Origin of the sequence: Streptomyces vilmorinianum (assembly GCF_005517195.1) — a bacterium.
Taxonomy (GTDB): Bacteria; Actinomycetota; Actinomycetes; order Streptomycetales; family Streptomycetaceae; genus Streptomyces; species Streptomyces vilmorinianum.
Genome location: NZ_CP040244.1, coordinates 7,608,496 through 7,625,460, shown reverse-complemented (window position 1 = coordinate 7,625,460; position 16,965 = coordinate 7,608,496). Strand labels below are relative to the sequence as shown.

The following is a 16,965-nucleotide window of genomic DNA, read 5'->3' as shown; positions in this document are numbered from 1 at the left end:
AGGTGCAGGGTTTCACTTGGCGGTGTCGTCGGACGGATCCGGCCGGGTACTGCCCCCGTGCCGGGGCAGGCCGCCCGTTTCTCCAGAATCGTTGTCGTGTCGAGCGGCGCCCTCGGGGGCGTCGGGGCCGGATCGCTGATCCCGCCCCGCCCGCTCGCTCTCGATGAGCTCGTTCAGCCAGCGCACTTCGCGCTCCACGGACTCCATTCCGTGGCGCTGCAGCTCAAGCGTGTAGTCGTCGAGGCGCTCGCGCGTACGGGCCAGAGAGGCGCGCATCTTCTCCAGGCGCTCCTCCAGCCGACTGCGGCGTCCTTCCAGTACCCGCATCCGCACCTCTCGCTCGGTCTGACCGAAGAAGGCGAAGCGGGCGGCGAAGTGTTCGTCCTCCCAGGCGTCAGGGCCGGTGTGGGAGAGGAGCTCTTCGAAGTGCTCCTTACCTTCGGCCGTCAACCGGTAGACGATCTTGGCGCGGCGCCCTGCGAGTGAAGCGGCGAGAGCGTCCTCGGGGGCGCTGCCCGGCTCTTCGATCAACCAGCCGCTGGCGACCAGCGTCTTGAGGCAGGGATAGAGGGTCCCGTAGCTGAAGGCCCGGAAGATGCCGAGCGAGGTGTTGAGCCGCTTCCGCAGCTCGTACCCGTGCATCGGCGCCTCGCGGAGCAGTCCGAGGACGGCGAACTCGAGGATTCCCGAGCGCCTGCTCATCCGTCGCCTCCTCCACCCTCGGGACCCTTATGCCGTACTGATGTATCGACTCGATACATCCTGACGATAGAACGGCCACCCTGCTGCGACAAGTGGGGCTGCAGTGACCGGCGTCACATCGTCAATTCACAGCAATCGACTTGCCTGATTTGGGGTGAACTTCGGCCCTAGGTGGGTTTTGGCCGTGCGTACTCTTGCGGCATGCAGACCACCGGGAACCGAGCGACGCCGCAGGGCGTCAGTGATGCGGGTGACCGGCTGCGGTACGGAGGGGCCTCTGGTGAGGCCCGGACGTACGCATTTCGGGGGGACCGGAACTCAACTGCCGCTTCCAGGCGTACACGCCTGCCCGAGGAGTAGTCGTTCGATGAGCGAGCACCGTCGCAAATTGCCGCAGTCGCAGCCGCCGAGTGGCGGCCGCGCGGCGGCCCGGCGCGCCGCCCAGCAGCCTATGGGCCGCAGGTCGGCTGAGGCCCGGGATGTCAGTACCGGATTCCCTTCGTCAGGGTACGGAGAGGAGCGCCCCTACGGTGGGCGGGCCGAGGCCCGGCGCGCCGCGCAGCGTGGCGGCGGCCGTCGCCGTGCGCCCGACGGCGGAGGCGTGGGCGGCCACGGGGGTGGCCGGCGCGGTGGTGGGGGCGGCGGACAGGGCGGTGGCCCGGGCCGTGGCCGCGGTGGCGGCCGTCCGCCGGGCAGGAAGAGGCTGATCGACTACCCGCGGTACGACAAGTACGGCTGGCGTCGCTGGGTGCCCTCGTGGAAGCTCGTCACGGGGCTGTTCCTGGCGTTCGTCGGCAGTCTGATGGGTGCGGCGACGATCGCGTACTCCCAGGTGGTGATCCCCAAGGAGGATCAGGCCGCTACGGCGCAGAACAACGTCTACTACTGGTCCGACGGCACGCAGATGGCCGCGACCGGTGGCGAGGTCAACCGGCAGATCATCGGGATCGGCGAGATCCCCCTGCACATGCAGAACGCGGTGATCTCGGCCGAGAACAAGACGTTCCGGGAGGACTCCGGCATTGACCCGATGGGCATCGGCCGCGCCGTGTGGAACATGGCCAAGGGCGGTCAGACCCAGGGCGGCTCGACGATCACCCAGCAGTACGTGAAGAACAACCGGCTGAACGACCAGTCGCAGACCCTGACCCGAAAGGTCCAGGAGCTCTTCATCTCCATAAAGGTCGGCGCCGAGCTGGAGAAGCCCGAGATCATGGCGGGCTATCTGAACACCGCGTACTACGGTCGCGGCGCCTACGGCATCCAGGCCGCGGCGCGGACCTATTTCGAGAAGGACGCGAAGGAGCTCAACGTCAGCGAGTGCGCCTTCCTCGCCTCGCTGCTGAAGGGCGCCACCTACTTCGACCCGGCCGGCCTGCCCCAGATCGACCCGAAGGCGGACGCGAAGTCCAACACCGAGCGGGCCACGAAGCGGTGGGACTGGATTCTCGGCGAGATGGTCAAGGACGGCCACCTCACGGCCGAGGAGCGGGCGAAGTACCCGACCTTCCCCAAGGTGAAGCCGCCGAGGAAGAACGCGGCGTTGACCGGTCAGATCGGCTACCTGGTGAGGACGGCCGAAGCCAACTTCATCAACAACAGCGACGTCACCGCGGAGAAGCTGGCCCAGGGCGGCTACGAGATCCACACGACCTTCGACAAGAAGAAGGTCAAGGCTCTCGAGGAGTCCATCAAGAAGGTCTACGACGAGTACATCGACCCGAAGAAGCGGCCGAAGACGGACACCCACGTCCAGTTCGGCGGTGCCTCGGTCGATCCGAAGACCGGCAAGATCGTCGCCATCTACGGCGGCACCGACGCCACCAAGCACTTCACCAACAACGCCGACCAGACCGGTGCGCAGGTCGGATCGACCTTCAAGCCGTTCGTGCTGGCCGCGGCCATGGAGTACGGCGTACGGGACCCGTCCGAGGGCAAGGTGCAGGACGCCACCACCCGCACGATCGTCGACCCCGACAAGAGCCGCTACTCCGGCAAGAACAAGCTGAAGATCAAGAACTACGACCGCACGGTCTGGCACAACGAGAAGGGCGAGGAGTGGCTCCAGACCAATGACGACGACGCGAGCTACGGCCCCATGAGCCTGCGCGAGGCGATGATCCGATCGGCCAACTCGCCCTATGTGCAGCTCGGCATGGACATCGGGATCGACAAGGTCCGCGAGACGGCCGTCAAGGCCGGACTGCGCGAGAACTCGCTGGTGAAGTCGGACGTGCCGTCGTTCTCCCTCGGTATCTCCGACCCGAGCGCGATCCGGATGGCCGGCGCGTACGCGACCTTCGCGAACAACGGTGAGCGCAACGACCCGTACTCCGTGACCGAGGTCAAGGAGAAGGGCGTGAGCATCTACAAGCACGAGGCCAAGACCGAGCGCGCCTTCTCCACGGCCATCGCCAGCAACGTCACCGACGTCCTGCGGGACGTCGTCGAGAACCCGAAGGGCACCGGCCGTAAGGCCGCCATCCCGGGCCGTGACGTGGCCGGCAAGACCGGTACCACCGACGGCAACAACTCGGCCTGGTTCGTGGGCTACACCCCGAACCTCTCGACGGCGATCGACATGTACCGGTTCGACGACGACGAGACCAAGGAAGGTCGCAAGTTCGAGTCCATGTTCGGTACGGGTGACCAGCCCAAGATCCACGGTTCGTCCTTCCCCTCGCGGATCTGGAAGGACTACATGACCGACGCGCTCGAGGGCATGAAGGTCGAGTCCTTCCCGGAGCCGGAGGAGCTGGACGCCGAGGCGGTCTTCGGTGGCGGTGCCCCCAGCCCGACCCCGACCCCGACCGAGACCCCGTCCGAGACGCCGTCGGCCACTCCGTCGACCACGCCGTCCGCGACGCCCAGCAAGACGCCGGGCAAGCCGGACAAGACCTGTGACGTGTGGGACTGGCAGTGCAGCACCACCAGCGGCCAGGACGGTGGCGCCACGTCGGGCAACGACAGCGGTGGGACGACCGACGGCGGTGCGACAGGGACACCCACGTCACCGACGCCGACCGACACGTCGACCGACAGTGGAGGCAAACCCAACGGCGGAACCGGCTGGCTGAGCGGCGGCTGATCACGCTGATCCGTCCGCCGGGCCCCGCCCGGTGAGGCTCTGAGGGCCGCCGTATCCGACACGTACCTCCAGGTGCGTGGCCGGGTGCGGCGGCCCTCACCGTTTCCCGGGGACGTACGGCAGGATGTCCCCCATGCCGAGCCTCCACAAGACGAGTCCGCCGCAGGACGGGCCGCAGGACCCGCCGGTGGTGTGCCCCACCCACCGCGACGAGGTCGCCGCGGCGGGCAGCGCGCTGATCGGCGGGCCGGTCGGCCGCCGGGCCCTGCTCGGTGCCGGCCCCCTCACCCCTGTGCGGGTGATCGCACTGGTGGCCATCGGGATGTTTGCGCTGGGAATGGTGCAGAAGATCCCGTGTTACGACTGGGCCTGGTTCCGGGGCACCACCTCGCAGTACACCCACGCCTGCTACTCCGACATTCCGCACCTCTTCGTCGGGCGTGGTTTCTCCGAGGGCCTGGTGCCGTACTTCGACCGTCTGAGCGGCGACATAGAGTTCCTGGAGTACCCGGTCCTGACCGGTCTGTTCATGAAGGTCGCGGCCTGGCTCACGCCCGGTGGCGGCGACATCATGCACCGCGAGCAGACGTACTGGATGATCAACGCGGCCATGCTGATGGTCTGCGCCGCCGTCATGGCCGTCTGCGTCGCCCGTACCCACCGCCGCCGGCCCTGGGACGGACTGCTGGTCGCCCTGGCACCCGCGTTCGCGCTCACCGCCACCATCAACTGGGATCTGCTGGCCGTCGCGCTGACCGCCGCCGCCGTGCTGATGTGGTCGCGCGGCCGTCCGCTCGCCTTCGGCATCCTGATCGGTCTCGCGACCGCCGCCAAGTTCTATCCGATACTGCTTCTCGGCCCTCTCCTGCTGCTGTGCTGGCGGGCCTGGAAATGGCGGGAGTACGGGGCGGCGCTGCTCGGCGCGGCCGGTGCGTGGCTCGTGGTGAATCTGCCGGTGATGATCCTCGCGCCCGAGGGGTGGAAGCAGTTCTACGCCTTCAGCACCGAGCGGAATGTGGACTTCGGTTCTGTCTGGCTGTTGATCAGCCAGCGCACCGGTGAGGCGATCGCGCCCGGGACGGCCAACACGTACGCGATACTGCTGATGCTGCTGGCCTGCGCGGGCCTCGCCGTGCTGACGCTCACCGCGCCCCGCCGCCCCCGCTTCGCGCAGCTGGCCTTCCTGATCGTGGCCGCGTTCGTGCTGACCAACAAGGTGTACTCGCCGCAGTACGTCCTGTGGCTCATCCCCCTGGCCGCTCTGGCCCGGCCCCGCTGGCGCGACTTCCTGGTCTGGCAGGCGTGCGAGGTCATGTACTTCCTCGGCATCTGGATGTACCTGGCCTTCACCACCAGCGGCAACAAGCAGGGCCTGCCGACGGACGGCTACCACTTCGTAGTCGTCCTGCATCTGCTCGGAACGCTCTACCTGTGTGCCGTGATCGTGCGCGACATCCTGGCGCCCGAGCGGGACGTGGTGCGGCAGGACGGCTCGGACGACCCCTCCGGGGGCGTCCTGGACGGCGCGGAGGACGTCTTCGTACGGGGAAGGGCCGCGCATCCCGCCCGGCACGCGGCCACGGCCGTGGAGGGGCCGCAGGTGGAGTGGGGAGTCCCCCGGGAGTAGCGCGGGACTCCCGGCGGATCAGCGGCGGCTGAGCGGCGGATCAGCGGCGGCTGAGCGGCGGATCAGCGCTCGACGAGCCGGTCGTACTGCGTCGTGGTGTGCCGCAGATGGGCCACCAGCTCGTCGCCGACCTTCGGCTCCTGGGCGTCGGACGGGACGAACAGGATCGACACCTGCATGTGCGGCGGTTCGGCGAACCAGCGCTGCTTGCCGGCCCAGACGAACGGCGAAAGGTTCCGGTTGACGGTCGCCAGGCCGGCGCGGGCCACGCCCTTCGCGCGCGGCATCACCCCGTGCATCGCCTTGGGAGCCTCCAGGCCCACTCCGTGCGACGTACCGCCGGCGACGACCACCAGCCAGCCGTCGGAGGCGGCCTTCTGCTGGCGGTAGCCGAAGCGGTCGCCCTTGGCGACCCGGGTGACGTCCAGGACGGAGCCGCGGTACTCGGTGGCATCGTGGTCGCCCAGCCACAGCCGGGTGCCGATCCGGGCGCGGAAGCGGGTCTGCGGGAACTGCTGCCGGAGCCGGGCCTGCTCCTCGGCCCGCAGGTGGCTCACGAACATGGTGTGCAGCGGCAGCCGGGCGGCCCGCAGCCGGTCCATCCAGCCGATGACCTCCTCGACCGCGTCGGTGCCGTCCGTGCGGTCCAGGGGCAGGTGGAGGGCGAAGCCCTCCAGCCGTACGTCCTCGATGGCGGCGTGCAGCCGGCCCAGGTCCTCCTCCAGGACGCCGTGGCGCTTCATCGAGCTCATGCACTCGATGACGACACGGGCGCCCACGAGGGCGTGCACGCCGTCCACGGACGACACGGAGCGGATCACCCGGTCCGGCAGCGGCACCGGCTCCTCGCCACGCCGGAAGGGGGTGAGGACGAGCAGGTCGCCGCCGAACCAGTCCTTGATCTTCGCGGCCTCGTACGTGGTGCCCACGGCCAGCATGTCCGCGCCGAACCGGGACGCCTCGTCGGCCAGCCGCTCATGGCCGAACCCGTAACCGTTGCCCTTGCAGACCGGGATCAGGCCGGGGAACTGGTCGATCACGGACTTCTGGTGCGCCCGCCAGCGAGCGGTGTCGACATAGAGGGAGAGCGCCATGGCCGGCCCGGAACCTTTCTGATGGCTGCGGTGTATCAAAGGTATGTACGAGACCTACGAGATTACGTACGAGATTACGGGCGAGACTACGCAACCGTCAGCGACGCGACATGTAGATGTCGAGCGCCTTGTGCAGGAGCTTGTTGAGCGGGAAGTCCCACTCGCCGACGTACTCGACGGCCTCGCCGCCCGTGCCGACCTTGAACTGGATCAGTCCGAAGAGGTGGTCGGTCTCGTCGAGCGAGTCCGAGATGCCGCGCAGGTCGTAGACGGTCGCGCCCATGGCGTAGGCGTCACGCAGCATCCGCCACTGCATCGCGTTCGAGGGCCGGACCTCGCGGCCGATGTTGTCGGAGGCTCCGTAGGAGTACCAGACGTGTCCGCCGACGACGAGCATGGTGGCGGCGGAGAGGTTCACGCCGTTGTGGCGGGCGAAGTACAGCCGCATGCGGTTGGGGTCCTCGTTGTTGAGGACGGTCCACATGCGCTGGAAGTAGGAGAGCGGACGCGGACGGAAGTGGTCGCGGACGGCCGTGATCTCGTACAGGCGCTGCCACTCGGCCAGGTCCTCGTAGCCGCCCTGGACGACCTCGACACCGGCCTTCTCGGCCTTCTTGATGTTGCGGCGCCACAGCTGGTTGAAGCCCTTGAGGACATCGTCGAGCGAGCGGTTCGCGAGCGGTACCTGGAAGACATAGCGGGGCTGGACGTCACCGAAGCCGGCGCCGCCGTCCTCGCCCTGCTGCCAGCCCATCTTCCGCAGCCGGTCGGCGACTTCGAAGGCACGCGGCTCGATGTGCGTGGCCTCGACATCCTTCAGGCGCTTCACGTCCGGGTCCTGGATGCCGGACTTGATGGCGGCCGAGTCCCAGCGCCGGATGACGACCGGCGGGCCCATCTTCACGGAGAAGGCGCCCTGCTGCTTGAGATGCGCGAGCATCGGCTGCAGCCAGTCGTCCAGGTTCGGGGCGTACCAGTTGATGACCGGGCCCTCGGGCAGATACGCCAAGTAGCGCTTGATCTTCGGCAGCTGACGGTAGAGCACGAGGCCCGTGCCGACGAGCTCGCCGGACTTGTCGAACCAACCCAGGTTCTCCGAGCGCCACTCGGTCTTCACATCAGCCCACGCCGGGACCTGGCAGTGGCTCGCCGCGGGCTGGCTCTGGATGAATGCCAGATGCTGCTCACGGCTGATGGTCCTCAGGGTCAGGCTCATGTCGGGGCGCTCCTCGGCAGGTGTGTCCCCATCGGTACAGGGGCTCCGGCTCTCGCGCCGAAGCCTACTGCGACCGGGGAGCGCCCCGAGGGGCCGCGTGGCCCTTGGGCCGGCGGCCCACCCGGCATGCCTCAGGCGAGGCCCCCGTAGAACATGCCGAGGTAGAAGCCCACCGCCGAGGCGCCGAGCCCGATGATCAGGACGAAACGTTCCCTGGTGGTCACGGAGATGAACTGGCCGGACGCACCGGTCACGATGCCGATCAGCCCGGTCCAGGAAGCCAGCACATGCAGATCGTGGAACTGCGCTGTGATGAAGGAGAGGACGCCGAGGAAGAGCGTCACCGCCATCAGGGTGTCCTGGAGCGGGTGGGGCTTGCCATCGGTGGCGAGTAGGGAATGTCCGGGGTCGGGTTGCATTGCCTGGGCCATGGGGCACCTCCTGGCGTGCCTGCCGGAAGGCGGCGCATCGTAGCGCCGCCGACATCCGTTGTGTACAGATTGCGTCCCCTCACCACCGGATTTCAACCGGAAGCGGATGTGCGGGTACTCTGTACGGTCTGCACCGGTGTCTGCCCAGGTCCGTCCAGGACCACGACGGCCTCCTCACTCGCTGAGGGGGGTTGTCAGTGGCGGCGGATACCGTTGCTTACGCATCACGACCCTCCTGCCACGGAACGACCGTGGCCGCTGAGTCCAAAGGAGGTGGGTTCCACATGCGTCACTACGAGGTGATGGTCATCCTCGACCCCGATCTCGAGGAGCGCGCTGTCTCCCCGCTGATCGAGAACTTCCTCTCCGTCGTCCGTGAGGGCAACGGAAAGGTCGAGAAGGTCGACACCTGGGGCCGTCGTCGTCTCGCCTACGAGATCAAGAAGAAGCCCGAGGGCATCTACTCGGTCATCGACCTGCAGGCCGAGCCTGCGGTCGTCAAGGAGCTCGACCGCCAGATGAACCTGAACGAGTCGGTCCTCCGGACCAAGGTCCTCCGTCCCGAGACCCACTGAGCACCTAGCTCAGAGGTCATCGGGTTCGAGTAGCAGTAAGCAGCCAGAAGCAATCCCGCCGAGAGGTTCACCCAATGGCAGGCGAGACCGTCATCACGGTCGTCGGCAATCTTGTCGACGACCCCGAGCTGCGCTTCACCCCGTCCGGTGCGGCGGTCGCGAAGTTCCGTATCGCGTCCACCCCCCGCACCTTCGACCGTCAGACCAATGAGTGGAAGGACGGCGAGAGCCTGTTCCTGACCTGCTCGGTCTGGCGTCAGGCGGCGGAGAACGTCGCCGAGTCGCTCCAGCGAGGCATGCGCGTTGTCGTGCAGGGCCGTCTGAAGCAGCGGTCCTATGAGGACCGCGAGGGCGTCAAGCGCACGGTCTACGAGCTGGACGTCGAGGAAGTCGGCCCCAGCCTCAAGAACGCCACGGCCAAGGTCACCAAGACCACCGGTCGTGGTGGCCAGGGTGGCTACGGCGGCGGTGGCCAGCAGGGCGGCGGCAGCTGGGGCGGAAGCTCCGGTGGTGGCCAGCAGGGTGGTGGCGGTGCTCCCGCCGACGACCCGTGGGCGACCAGCGCGCCGGCCGGCGGTCAGCAGCCGCAGGGCGGCGGGGGCGGCTGGGGTGGAAACTCCAGCGGCGGCGGCTACTCGGACGAGCCGCCCTTCTAGGGCACTCCCCTCGAAGGCAGCTCGTACCCCCACTTCTTGATCACACAGGAGAAACACCATGGCGAAGCCGCCTGTGCGCAAGCCTAAGAAGAAGGTCTGCGCGTTCTGCAAGGACAAGACCGCGTACGTGGACTACAAGGACACGAACATGCTGCGGAAGTTCATTTCCGACCGCGGCAAGATCCGTGCCCGCCGCGTGACCGGCAACTGCACGCAGCACCAGCGTGACGTCGCCACGGCCGTCAAGAACAGCCGTGAGATGGCGCTGCTGCCCTACACGTCCACCGCGCGATAAGGGAAGGGTGACCGAATAATGAAGATCATCCTGACCCACGAGGTCTCTGGCCTCGGTGCCGCCGGCGATGTCGTCGACGTCAAGGACGGTTACGCTCGCAACTACCTGGTCCCGCGTGGTTTCGCGATCCGCTGGACCAAGGGTGGCGAGAAGGACGTGGCGCAGATCCGCCGCGCCCGCAAGATCCACGAGATCGCGACCATCGAGCAGGCCAACGAGATCAAGGCCCAGCTCGAGGGCGTGAAGGTGCGTCTGGCCGTTCGCTCCGGCGACGCCGGCCGCCTCTTCGGCTCCGTGACCCCGGCCGACATCGCCTCGGCGATCAAGTCCGCGGGTGGCCCCGACGTCGACAAGCGTCGCGTCGAGCTCGGTTCGCCGATCAAGACCCTGGGCTCGCACCAGGTGTCCGTGCGTCTGCACCCCGAGGTTGCCGCGAAGCTCGGCGTCGAGGTCGTCGCCGCGTAACGCTGCTCTCAGCAGTACGGAAGGGCCGCACCCCTCGGGGTGCGGCCCTTCCGCCGTTTCGCGTGAAACAGGGCGTTTCACGTGAAACATTCACCGTGTGGCTCCGGTGACGATCCACCGGCCCGAGCGCGAGCGCAGCCAGAGCGTCAGCATCCGGACGGTCATCATCAGCGTCATCGCCCACCAGAGCGCGGTGAGCCCGCCGCCGAGAACGGGGACCAGCAGGGCGACCGGGGCGAAGACGGCCAGGGTGAGCAGCATGGCCCAGGCGAGGTAGGGGCCGTCCCCCGCGCCCATCAGGACGCCGTCGAGGACGAAGACCACCCCGGAGATGGGCTGGGACACCGCGACGACCAGCAGGGCCGGGAGGAGGGTGTCCTGGACCGTCGTGTCGCTGGTGAAGAGCGGGATGAAGAGCGGGCGGGCGACAACGAGGAGCGCGCCCAGCACGACGCCGGAGACCGCACCCCACTGGATCATGCGACGGCAGACCTGCCGGGCCCCCTCGGCGTCGTCGGCGCCGAGATAGCGGCCGATGATGGCCTGTCCGGCGATGGCGATCGCGTCCAGGGCGAAGGCCATCAGGCTCCACAGGGACAGGATGATCTGGTGCGCGGCGACCTCGGCATCACCCATGCGGGCCGCGACCGCGGTGGCGATCATCAGGACAGCCCGCAGGGAGAGCGTACGGACCAGGAGCGGTGCGCCGGCCTGAGCGCTGGCGCGTATGCCGGCCGCGTCCGGGCGCAGGGAGGCGCCGTGGCGTCTGGCGCCACGGACGACCACGACGAGATACGCGACGGCCATGCCGCACTGGGCGATCACGGTGCCCCAGGCGGAGCCGGCGATGCCCATCCCGGCGCCGTACACCAGACCGACGTTGAGGAGCGCGTTGGCTCCGAAGCCTCCGATGGCCACGTAGAGCGGTGTGCGGGTGTCCTGCAGGCCGCGCAGGACGCCGGTGGCGGCCAGGACGACGAGCATGGCGGGGATGCCGAGGCTGGAGATGCGGAGGTACGTGATGGCGTACGGGGCGGCGGTGTCGGAGGCGCCGAAGATGTCCACCAGCCAGGGAGCGGTGGGCAGGGTGAGGGCGACGACGGCTCCGCCCAGGAGGAGCGCGAGCCAGATGCCGTCCATGCCCTGACGGATGGCGGCCTGGAGGTCGCCCGCTCCTACGCGGCGGGCGACGGCGGCCGTGGTGGCATAGGCGAGGAAGACGAAGACGCTGACGGCGGTGGACAGCAGCGCGGCCGCGATGGCGAGACCGGCGAGCTGTGGGGTCCCGAGATGGCCGACAATGGCGCTGTCGACCATGAGGAAGAGCGGCTCGGCGACGAGCGCGCCGAACGCCGGGAGAGCGAGCGAGATGATCTCTCGGTCGTGCTGCCGGCGCACGGCTCTGGGGGTCGGGGGAGCCTGGGTCATGGGTTCAAAACTAATCTTCCACAGGTAAGAGATGCAAGTGGGCTAGGGTCCTTACAAATCTGTGGTGTGGAGCTTCGGGTGTGGGCCGTTTGTTCTGATCTTGGTCCGGAGCGAGAAGTTTTTCTCCCCCACAGCCCGTGGATGGAAAAGTCCCAGGTCAGAGCAGTGCCCTGGGGTGCGTTATGAGTTTGTCCACATGGCTGTCCCCCGGTCCGTGCACAGGTTCTGCGGAGTTCTCCACAGCATCTCGCCCGTAACCCACAGGACCTGTGGATAACCAGATTGGCTGACGGTGCCCGCGGGCCTACCGTGGTCCGGCGCCCGACGCGCCAGAAGCGGAGTCAAAGCCTCTTGTTTGTCCGAGCCGTGGCGTAAGAAAGAGTGGCACGGAGAGGTCCGCGGAGCGGACGGGAGGAGGCGGCTCGATGAGCATTCCCGAGCCCTTGGACGACCCCTGGGCCGACAGCGGACCGAGTGACCGGCTGCCCGTCACCCGCCCCCGCGGCGAGGGCCGTGGGCGCGGACGAGGCCGTGAGGACCAGCACGACCGCGGCAGCGACGGCGGCCCCTGGGACGGTGGTCTCTCCGGCTTCGAGCGGGTACCCCCGCAGGACCTCGACGCCGAGCAGTCCGTCCTCGGCGGCATGCTGCTCTCCAAGGACGCCATCGCGGACGTCGTGGAGATCATCAAGGGTCACGACTTCTACAAGCCCGCGCACGAGACGGTCTACGCGGCCATCCTCGACCTGTACGCCAAGGGCGAGCCGGCCGACCCGATCACCGTCGGCGCCGAGCTCACCAAGCGCGGCGAGATCACGCGCGTCGGCGGCGCCTCGTATCTGCACACGCTCGTCCAGTCGGTTCCGACCGCGGCCAACGCCGCGTACTACGCGGAGATCGTCCATGAGCGCGCCGTGCTGCGCCGCCTCGTGGAGGCCGGCACCAAGATCACGCAGATGGGATACGCGGCCGACGGCGACGTCGACGAGATCGTGAACTCGGCCCAGGCCGAGATCTACGCGGTCACCGAGCAGCGCACCACCGAGGACTATCTGCCGCTCGGCGACATCATGGAGGGCGCGCTCGACGAGATCGAGGCGATCGGCTCGCGCAGCGGCGAGATGACCGGTGTGCCGACCGGCTTCACCGACCTCGACCAGCTCACCAACGGTCTGCACCCCGGCCAGATGATCATCATCGCGGCCCGTCCCGCCATGGGTAAGTCGACGCTCGCCCTGGACTTCGCCCGGGCCTGTTCCATCAAGCACAACCTGCCCAGCGTCATCTTCTCCCTCGAAATGGGCCGCAACGAGATCGCGATGCGCCTGCTCTCGGCGGAGGCCCGGGTCGCGCTGCACCACATGCGCTCGGGCACCATGACCGACGAGGACTGGACCCGGCTGGCCCGCCGGATGCCGGACGTCTCGCAGGCCCCGCTCTACATCGACGACTCCCCGAACCTGTCGATGATGGAGATCCGCGCCAAGTGCCGCCGCCTCAAACAGCGTGCCGGGCTCAAGCTCGTGGTCATCGACTATCTCCAGCTGATGCAGTCGGGCGGCTCCAAGCGGGCCGAGAGCCGGCAGCAGGAGGTCTCGGACATGTCGCGAAACCTGAAGCTCCTGGCCAAGGAGCTCGAGCTGCCGGTGATCGCGCTCTCGCAGCTGAACCGTGGCCCCGAGCAGCGCACCGACAAGAAGCCGATGGTCTCCGACCTGCGTGAATCCGGCTCGATCGAGCAGGACGCGGACATGGTGATCCTGCTGCACCGCGAGGACGCGTACGAGAAGGAGTCACCGCGCGCGGGCGAGGCCGACATCATCGTGGGCAAGCACCGAAACGGCCCGACGGCGACGATCACGGTGGCCTTCCAGGGCCACTACTCACGCTTCGTCGACATGGCGCAGACCTGATCGGCCGGAACAACGTCTCCCGCGGTGCCCGGAGTGTCCGCCCCGCGTGAAATATGGTCGACTCCGGCGGGGCCGGGGCGTTGGATCGACCCATGACCTCACCTTTCGACGCTCTGCTCCCCAGCACCGAGCGAGCCCTGCTGCACCGTGTCGCCGTCGCCCAGTCCGAGGGGCGGTCGCCCTCCTTCGTCGGCGCGGTGGCGCGCGAGGGGAAGAAGGTGTGGAGCGGATCGCGCAGTTGTGTCGACGGGCATGCCCCGGACGCCGACACGCAGTACCGGATCGGCTCCCTCACCAAGGTGTTCACCGCCGTTCTGGTGCTGCGGCTCCGTGACGAGGGGCTGCTGGATCTGAACGACCCCCTGGAGAAGCACCTTTCGGGGACGGGCGTCGGTGACGTGACCATCGCGCAGCTTCTCGGGCACAGCGGGGGTCTCGCGGCAGAGACCCCGGCGCCCTGGTGGGAGCGGACGCCTGGGACCGTGCGGCCGGGCCTGGCCGATGTACTGGGCGACGCCCCTCTGGTCCACCCGGTGGGGCGCCGTCACCACTACTCCAACCCCGGCTACACCCTGCTCGGTTCGCTGGTCGAGGCGCTCCGCGGGGTGTCCTGGGAGGAGGCGCTGCGCGGCGAGATCCTGGAGCCGCTGGGGCTGACCCGTACGAGCACGCAGCCGGTCGCTCCCCACGCGGGTGGCTGGGCGGTGCACCCCTGGGCCGATGTCATGCTGCCCGAACCGTCCCAGGACCTGGGGCTGATGGCCCCGGCCGGGCAGCTCTGGTCGACGGCCGACGACCTCTGCCGGTTCGCCGGGTTCCTCGCCCGGGGCGACGAGCGGGTTCTGAGCGCGGCGTCCGTCGAGGAGATGCGTACGCCGGCGGCACCGCCCGGCGCAGGGGACTGGGAGGGCGGCTACGGCCTCGGCCTCCAACTGCTGCGCAAGGACGGCCGGACGCTGATCGGCCACACGGGTTCGCTGCCGGGCTTCGTCGCCTGTCTCTGGGTGAGCGTCGAGGACGGGGTCGCGGCGGTCGCGCTCGCCAATGCGACCTCCGGTCCGCTGACATCGGTGGTGGCCGCGGATCTCGTACGCATCGTGGCGGAGGCCGAACCCAGGTTCCCCGAGCCGTGGCGGCCGCTGCCCGCGGACGAGGTCGACCAGGAGCTGCTGGAACTCACCGGTCCCTGGTACTGGGGAACGTACGCGTACGGGCTACGACTTGGGGCCGACCGGAGCGTGGTTCTCGAGCCGCTGCGCGGCGCCGGGCGGCGGGCGAGTTTCCGGGCGCTGCCCGGCGGTGGATGGATCGGACTGAACGGCTACTACGCGGGGGAGACGCTGCGGGTGGTGCGACGAGCCGACGGCTCGGTGAGCCATCTCGATCTGGCGTCCTTCGTCTTCACGCGCGAGCCGTACGAGCAGGGCGAGGCGGTGCCCGGTGGAGTGGACGAGGCGGGCTGGCGCGGTCTCTGAGCCGATGTTTCACGTGAAACGCCAGGCCGGGGGGCGTGTGTGCCCTCCGGGGGCCTGCCCGTGAAGGCCCTCAAGGCGCCCTCAAGGCGCCCTCAAGGCCTTCAGAGGCTCAGCTTGAAGCCCACATGGGATGCCTCGAACCCGAGTCGCTCGTAGAAGCGGTGGGCGTCCGTGCGGGTGGCGTCGGAGGTCAGCTGCACCAACTGGCAGTGCTGACGCCGGGATTCGTCGACGGCCCACTCGATGAGCCGCGTTCCCAGACCGCCGCCGCGCTCCTCCGCGTGGATACGGACGCCTTCGATGACCGACCGTGTGGAGCCACGGCGGGAGAGCCCGGGAATGATCGTGAGCTGAAGCGTGCCGGCGACCTTGCTCCCGCGCACGGCCACGACCAGATGCTGGTTCGGGTCCTGGGCGAGCCGCTCGAAGGCCGCGGTGTAGGGGGTGAGGTCGTCGGGGGACTCCCGCTGGGCGCCCAGCGGATCGTCGGCGAGCATGGCGACGATGTGGGGGAGATCCTCCGCGGTGGCAGGCCGTATCTCAAGATCGCTCATGAGGCGCAGCGTACGCCCCCGGATCCGTCCGGCTAGGCCGGAACGTGGAGTCCTTCGACGACGCGGACCAGGGGAGCCAGCTCCGGATTCTTCGCCGCCTCGTCGAGGGCCTCGCGCAGCGCCCCGTCGTTGGTGGGCCGGGCCTCTTCGAGCAGCTTCAGACCGGCTTCGGTGACATCGGTGTAGATGCCGCGCCGGTCGGTGGTGCAGAGGTAGCGCGTGAGCAGACCGCGGTCCTCCAGGCGGGTCACCAGCCGTGTGGTGGCGCTCTGGCTGAGTACGACGGCGTCGGCGACCTGCTTCATCTGGAGATGGCCGCCGGGACCGCTGTGCTGGCGGCTGAGCACATCGAGCAGCGAGAACTCGCGCACGCTCAGGCCGTGCGCGGCCTCCAGCGCGCGCTCGATGTGGGATTCGATCCTGCCGTGCAGCAGCGAGAGGGCGCACCAGCCCTGGGAGAGGGCGGTGAGAGCGGGGTCGGTCGCGGTCATGGTCTCTCCTCGGTCCGGAGCGGCTTCTCCCAGGGTAGGCGATGCCTGCAAAAGCCCGCGCGCGCAAATAACCCGGGTTCTATCCGGCCGCCACCGTCAGCGGGGCGAAGCGGCGGGTCCAGTCGCCCGGGAGCCCAGGCAGCGAGCGCACCATGACCGCGTTGAACGCGATGGAGTCGAGCCCGTTCGCCTTGAGCCAGGTCAGCAACGAGGTGTGGCGTACATCGATGTCCGTGCGCAGGGGGCGGTCCGTGGCGGCGGCCAGGGAGGCGACGAGGGACTGCGCTGTCGCCGTGTCGCGGGCGATCAGGGGGCCGATGACATGGGTGTCCATGTTCGGCCAGGCCGCGGCGAAGCCGGTGATCTCGCCGTCCTCCTCGGCGACGCGGAGCTCGTCCGCGAAGGCCGGGAGACGGGTGATCATCGGCGTGCGGTCCAGCCCGAAGATCTCGGTGTCCAGGCGCAGGATCGCCTGGAGGTCTTCCGCCGTTGCAGGGCGGGTCGGGATGCCGGGGGCCGGTTCCGTGGGGGTGAAGCGACCACTGACCATCTCCGCGCGGCCCGTCTCGACGAAGCCCAGCTGCTCGTAGAGCGGCTTCCCGTTCGGGGTCGCGTGCAGCGTGAGCGGGGTGTCCCCGGCCTCCGCGAGCACATGGCGCATCAGCCGGCGCCCCACGCCCCGGCGGGCGTACCGCTCGGCGACCAGCACCATGCCGATCGCGGCCAGCCCCGGCCCGTAGGAGGTGACCACACACGCGGCGATCAGCCCCTTGCCGGCCGGGTCGTCGATGCCGTACCCCATGCCCGCCGTGAGCAGCAGGTTCCACTTGTGCTCCTCACGCGGCCAGCCCCGGTCCTCGGAGAGATCGGCGCAGGCGGTGAGATCGCCCGAGGTGAGACCCCGGATGGGGAGCTGGTCGAGTGGGGCGAGCGGGGCGGGCGACGTCGGCATGGG

16 protein-coding genes are annotated in these 16,965 nt (G+C 68.8%); 8 read left to right on the top strand and 8 right to left on the bottom strand.

The window, feature by feature from the left end; all coding sequences use genetic code 11:
- Positions 1-12 precede the first annotated feature (12 nt).
- Positions 13-702, bottom strand: a complete 690-nt coding sequence (locus tag FDM97_RS35515) for a PadR family transcriptional regulator (protein ID WP_137994551.1) — start codon at positions 700-702, stop codon at positions 13-15.
- Positions 703-1,069: 367 nt separating this feature from the next.
- Between FDM97_RS35515 and FDM97_RS35510 the strand changes: the two genes are divergently transcribed.
- The gene (locus FDM97_RS35510; protein WP_137994550.1) at positions 1,070-3,790 is read left to right on the top strand and encodes a transglycosylase domain-containing protein; all 2,721 of its coding nucleotides are present in this window, start codon (positions 1,070-1,072) and stop codon (positions 3,788-3,790) included.
- 133 nt (positions 3,791-3,923) lie between these two features.
- A complete protein-coding gene (locus FDM97_RS35505) occupies positions 3,924-5,417 on the top strand; it encodes a glycosyltransferase family 87 protein (RefSeq protein WP_137994549.1) in 1,494 nt (497 codons plus the stop codon).
- Between the two features lie 62 nt (positions 5,418-5,479).
- On the opposite strand, the gene FDM97_RS35500 is transcribed toward FDM97_RS35505, so the two are convergent.
- From FDM97_RS35500 to FDM97_RS35490, 3 genes are all read right to left on the bottom strand, one after another.
- Positions 5,480-6,511, bottom strand: a complete 1,032-nt coding sequence (locus tag FDM97_RS35500) for an alanine racemase (RefSeq protein WP_137994548.1) — start codon at positions 6,509-6,511, stop codon at positions 5,480-5,482.
- Positions 6,512-6,608: 97 nt separating this feature from the next.
- A complete protein-coding gene (locus FDM97_RS35495; protein WP_137994547.1) occupies positions 6,609-7,727 on the bottom strand; it encodes a lipid II:glycine glycyltransferase FemX in 1,119 nt (372 codons plus the stop codon).
- A 131-nt stretch (positions 7,728-7,858) separates the two neighbouring features.
- Positions 7,859-8,158, bottom strand: a complete 300-nt coding sequence (locus tag FDM97_RS35490) for a hypothetical protein (protein WP_137994546.1) — start codon at positions 8,156-8,158, stop codon at positions 7,859-7,861.
- A gap of 284 nt (positions 8,159-8,442) precedes the next feature.
- Here FDM97_RS35490 and rpsF point away from each other — a divergent pair, with 284 nt between their 5' ends.
- The 4 genes from rpsF to rplI all read left to right on the top strand — a co-directional run bounded on the left by rpsF (position 8,443) and on the right by rplI (position 10,149).
- Positions 8,443-8,733, top strand: a complete 291-nt coding sequence (rpsF, locus tag FDM97_RS35485; RefSeq protein WP_004950685.1) for a 30S ribosomal protein S6 — start codon at positions 8,443-8,445, stop codon at positions 8,731-8,733.
- Between the two features lie 74 nt (positions 8,734-8,807).
- Positions 8,808-9,389: a single-stranded DNA-binding protein gene (locus FDM97_RS35480; protein ID WP_137994545.1), complete on the top strand. Its 582-nt coding sequence runs from the start codon at positions 8,808-8,810 to the stop codon at positions 9,387-9,389.
- 58 nt (positions 9,390-9,447) lie between these two features.
- The gene (gene rpsR, locus FDM97_RS35475) at positions 9,448-9,684 is read left to right on the top strand and encodes a 30S ribosomal protein S18 (RefSeq protein ID WP_005315025.1); all 237 of its coding nucleotides are present in this window, start codon (positions 9,448-9,450) and stop codon (positions 9,682-9,684) included.
- Positions 9,685-9,702: 18 nt separating this feature from the next.
- A complete protein-coding gene (gene rplI, locus FDM97_RS35470; protein ID WP_137994544.1) occupies positions 9,703-10,149 on the top strand; it encodes a 50S ribosomal protein L9 in 447 nt (148 codons plus the stop codon).
- Between the two features lie 90 nt (positions 10,150-10,239).
- Here rplI and FDM97_RS35465 read toward each other — a convergent pair whose 3' ends face one another.
- On the bottom strand, positions 10,240-11,577 hold the full coding sequence (locus FDM97_RS35465) for an MATE family efflux transporter (RefSeq protein ID WP_137994543.1): 1,338 nt from the start codon (positions 11,575-11,577) through the stop codon (positions 10,240-10,242).
- A gap of 425 nt (positions 11,578-12,002) precedes the next feature.
- Here FDM97_RS35465 and dnaB point away from each other — a divergent pair, with 425 nt between their 5' ends.
- Positions 12,003-13,490, top strand: a complete 1,488-nt coding sequence (gene dnaB, locus FDM97_RS35455) for a replicative DNA helicase (protein WP_137994542.1) — start codon at positions 12,003-12,005, stop codon at positions 13,488-13,490.
- Positions 13,491-13,582: 92 nt separating this feature from the next.
- Positions 13,583-14,965, top strand: a complete 1,383-nt coding sequence (locus FDM97_RS35450) for a serine hydrolase domain-containing protein (protein WP_137994541.1) — start codon at positions 13,583-13,585, stop codon at positions 14,963-14,965.
- Between the two features lie 101 nt (positions 14,966-15,066).
- Here the strand turns inward: FDM97_RS35450 and FDM97_RS35445 are convergent, their stop codons facing one another.
- The 3 genes from FDM97_RS35445 to FDM97_RS35435 all read right to left on the bottom strand — a co-directional run bounded on the left by FDM97_RS35445 (position 15,067) and on the right by FDM97_RS35435 (position 16,962).
- A complete protein-coding gene (locus FDM97_RS35445) occupies positions 15,067-15,519 on the bottom strand; it encodes a GNAT family N-acetyltransferase (RefSeq protein ID WP_137994540.1) in 453 nt (150 codons plus the stop codon).
- 32 nt (positions 15,520-15,551) lie between these two features.
- Positions 15,552-16,010: a MarR family winged helix-turn-helix transcriptional regulator gene (locus tag FDM97_RS35440; protein WP_137994539.1), complete on the bottom strand. Its 459-nt coding sequence runs from the start codon at positions 16,008-16,010 to the stop codon at positions 15,552-15,554.
- Between the two features lie 79 nt (positions 16,011-16,089).
- Positions 16,090-16,962: a GNAT family N-acetyltransferase gene (locus tag FDM97_RS35435; protein WP_137994538.1), complete on the bottom strand. Its 873-nt coding sequence runs from the start codon at positions 16,960-16,962 to the stop codon at positions 16,090-16,092.
- Between the last annotated feature and the right edge of the window lie 3 nt (positions 16,963-16,965).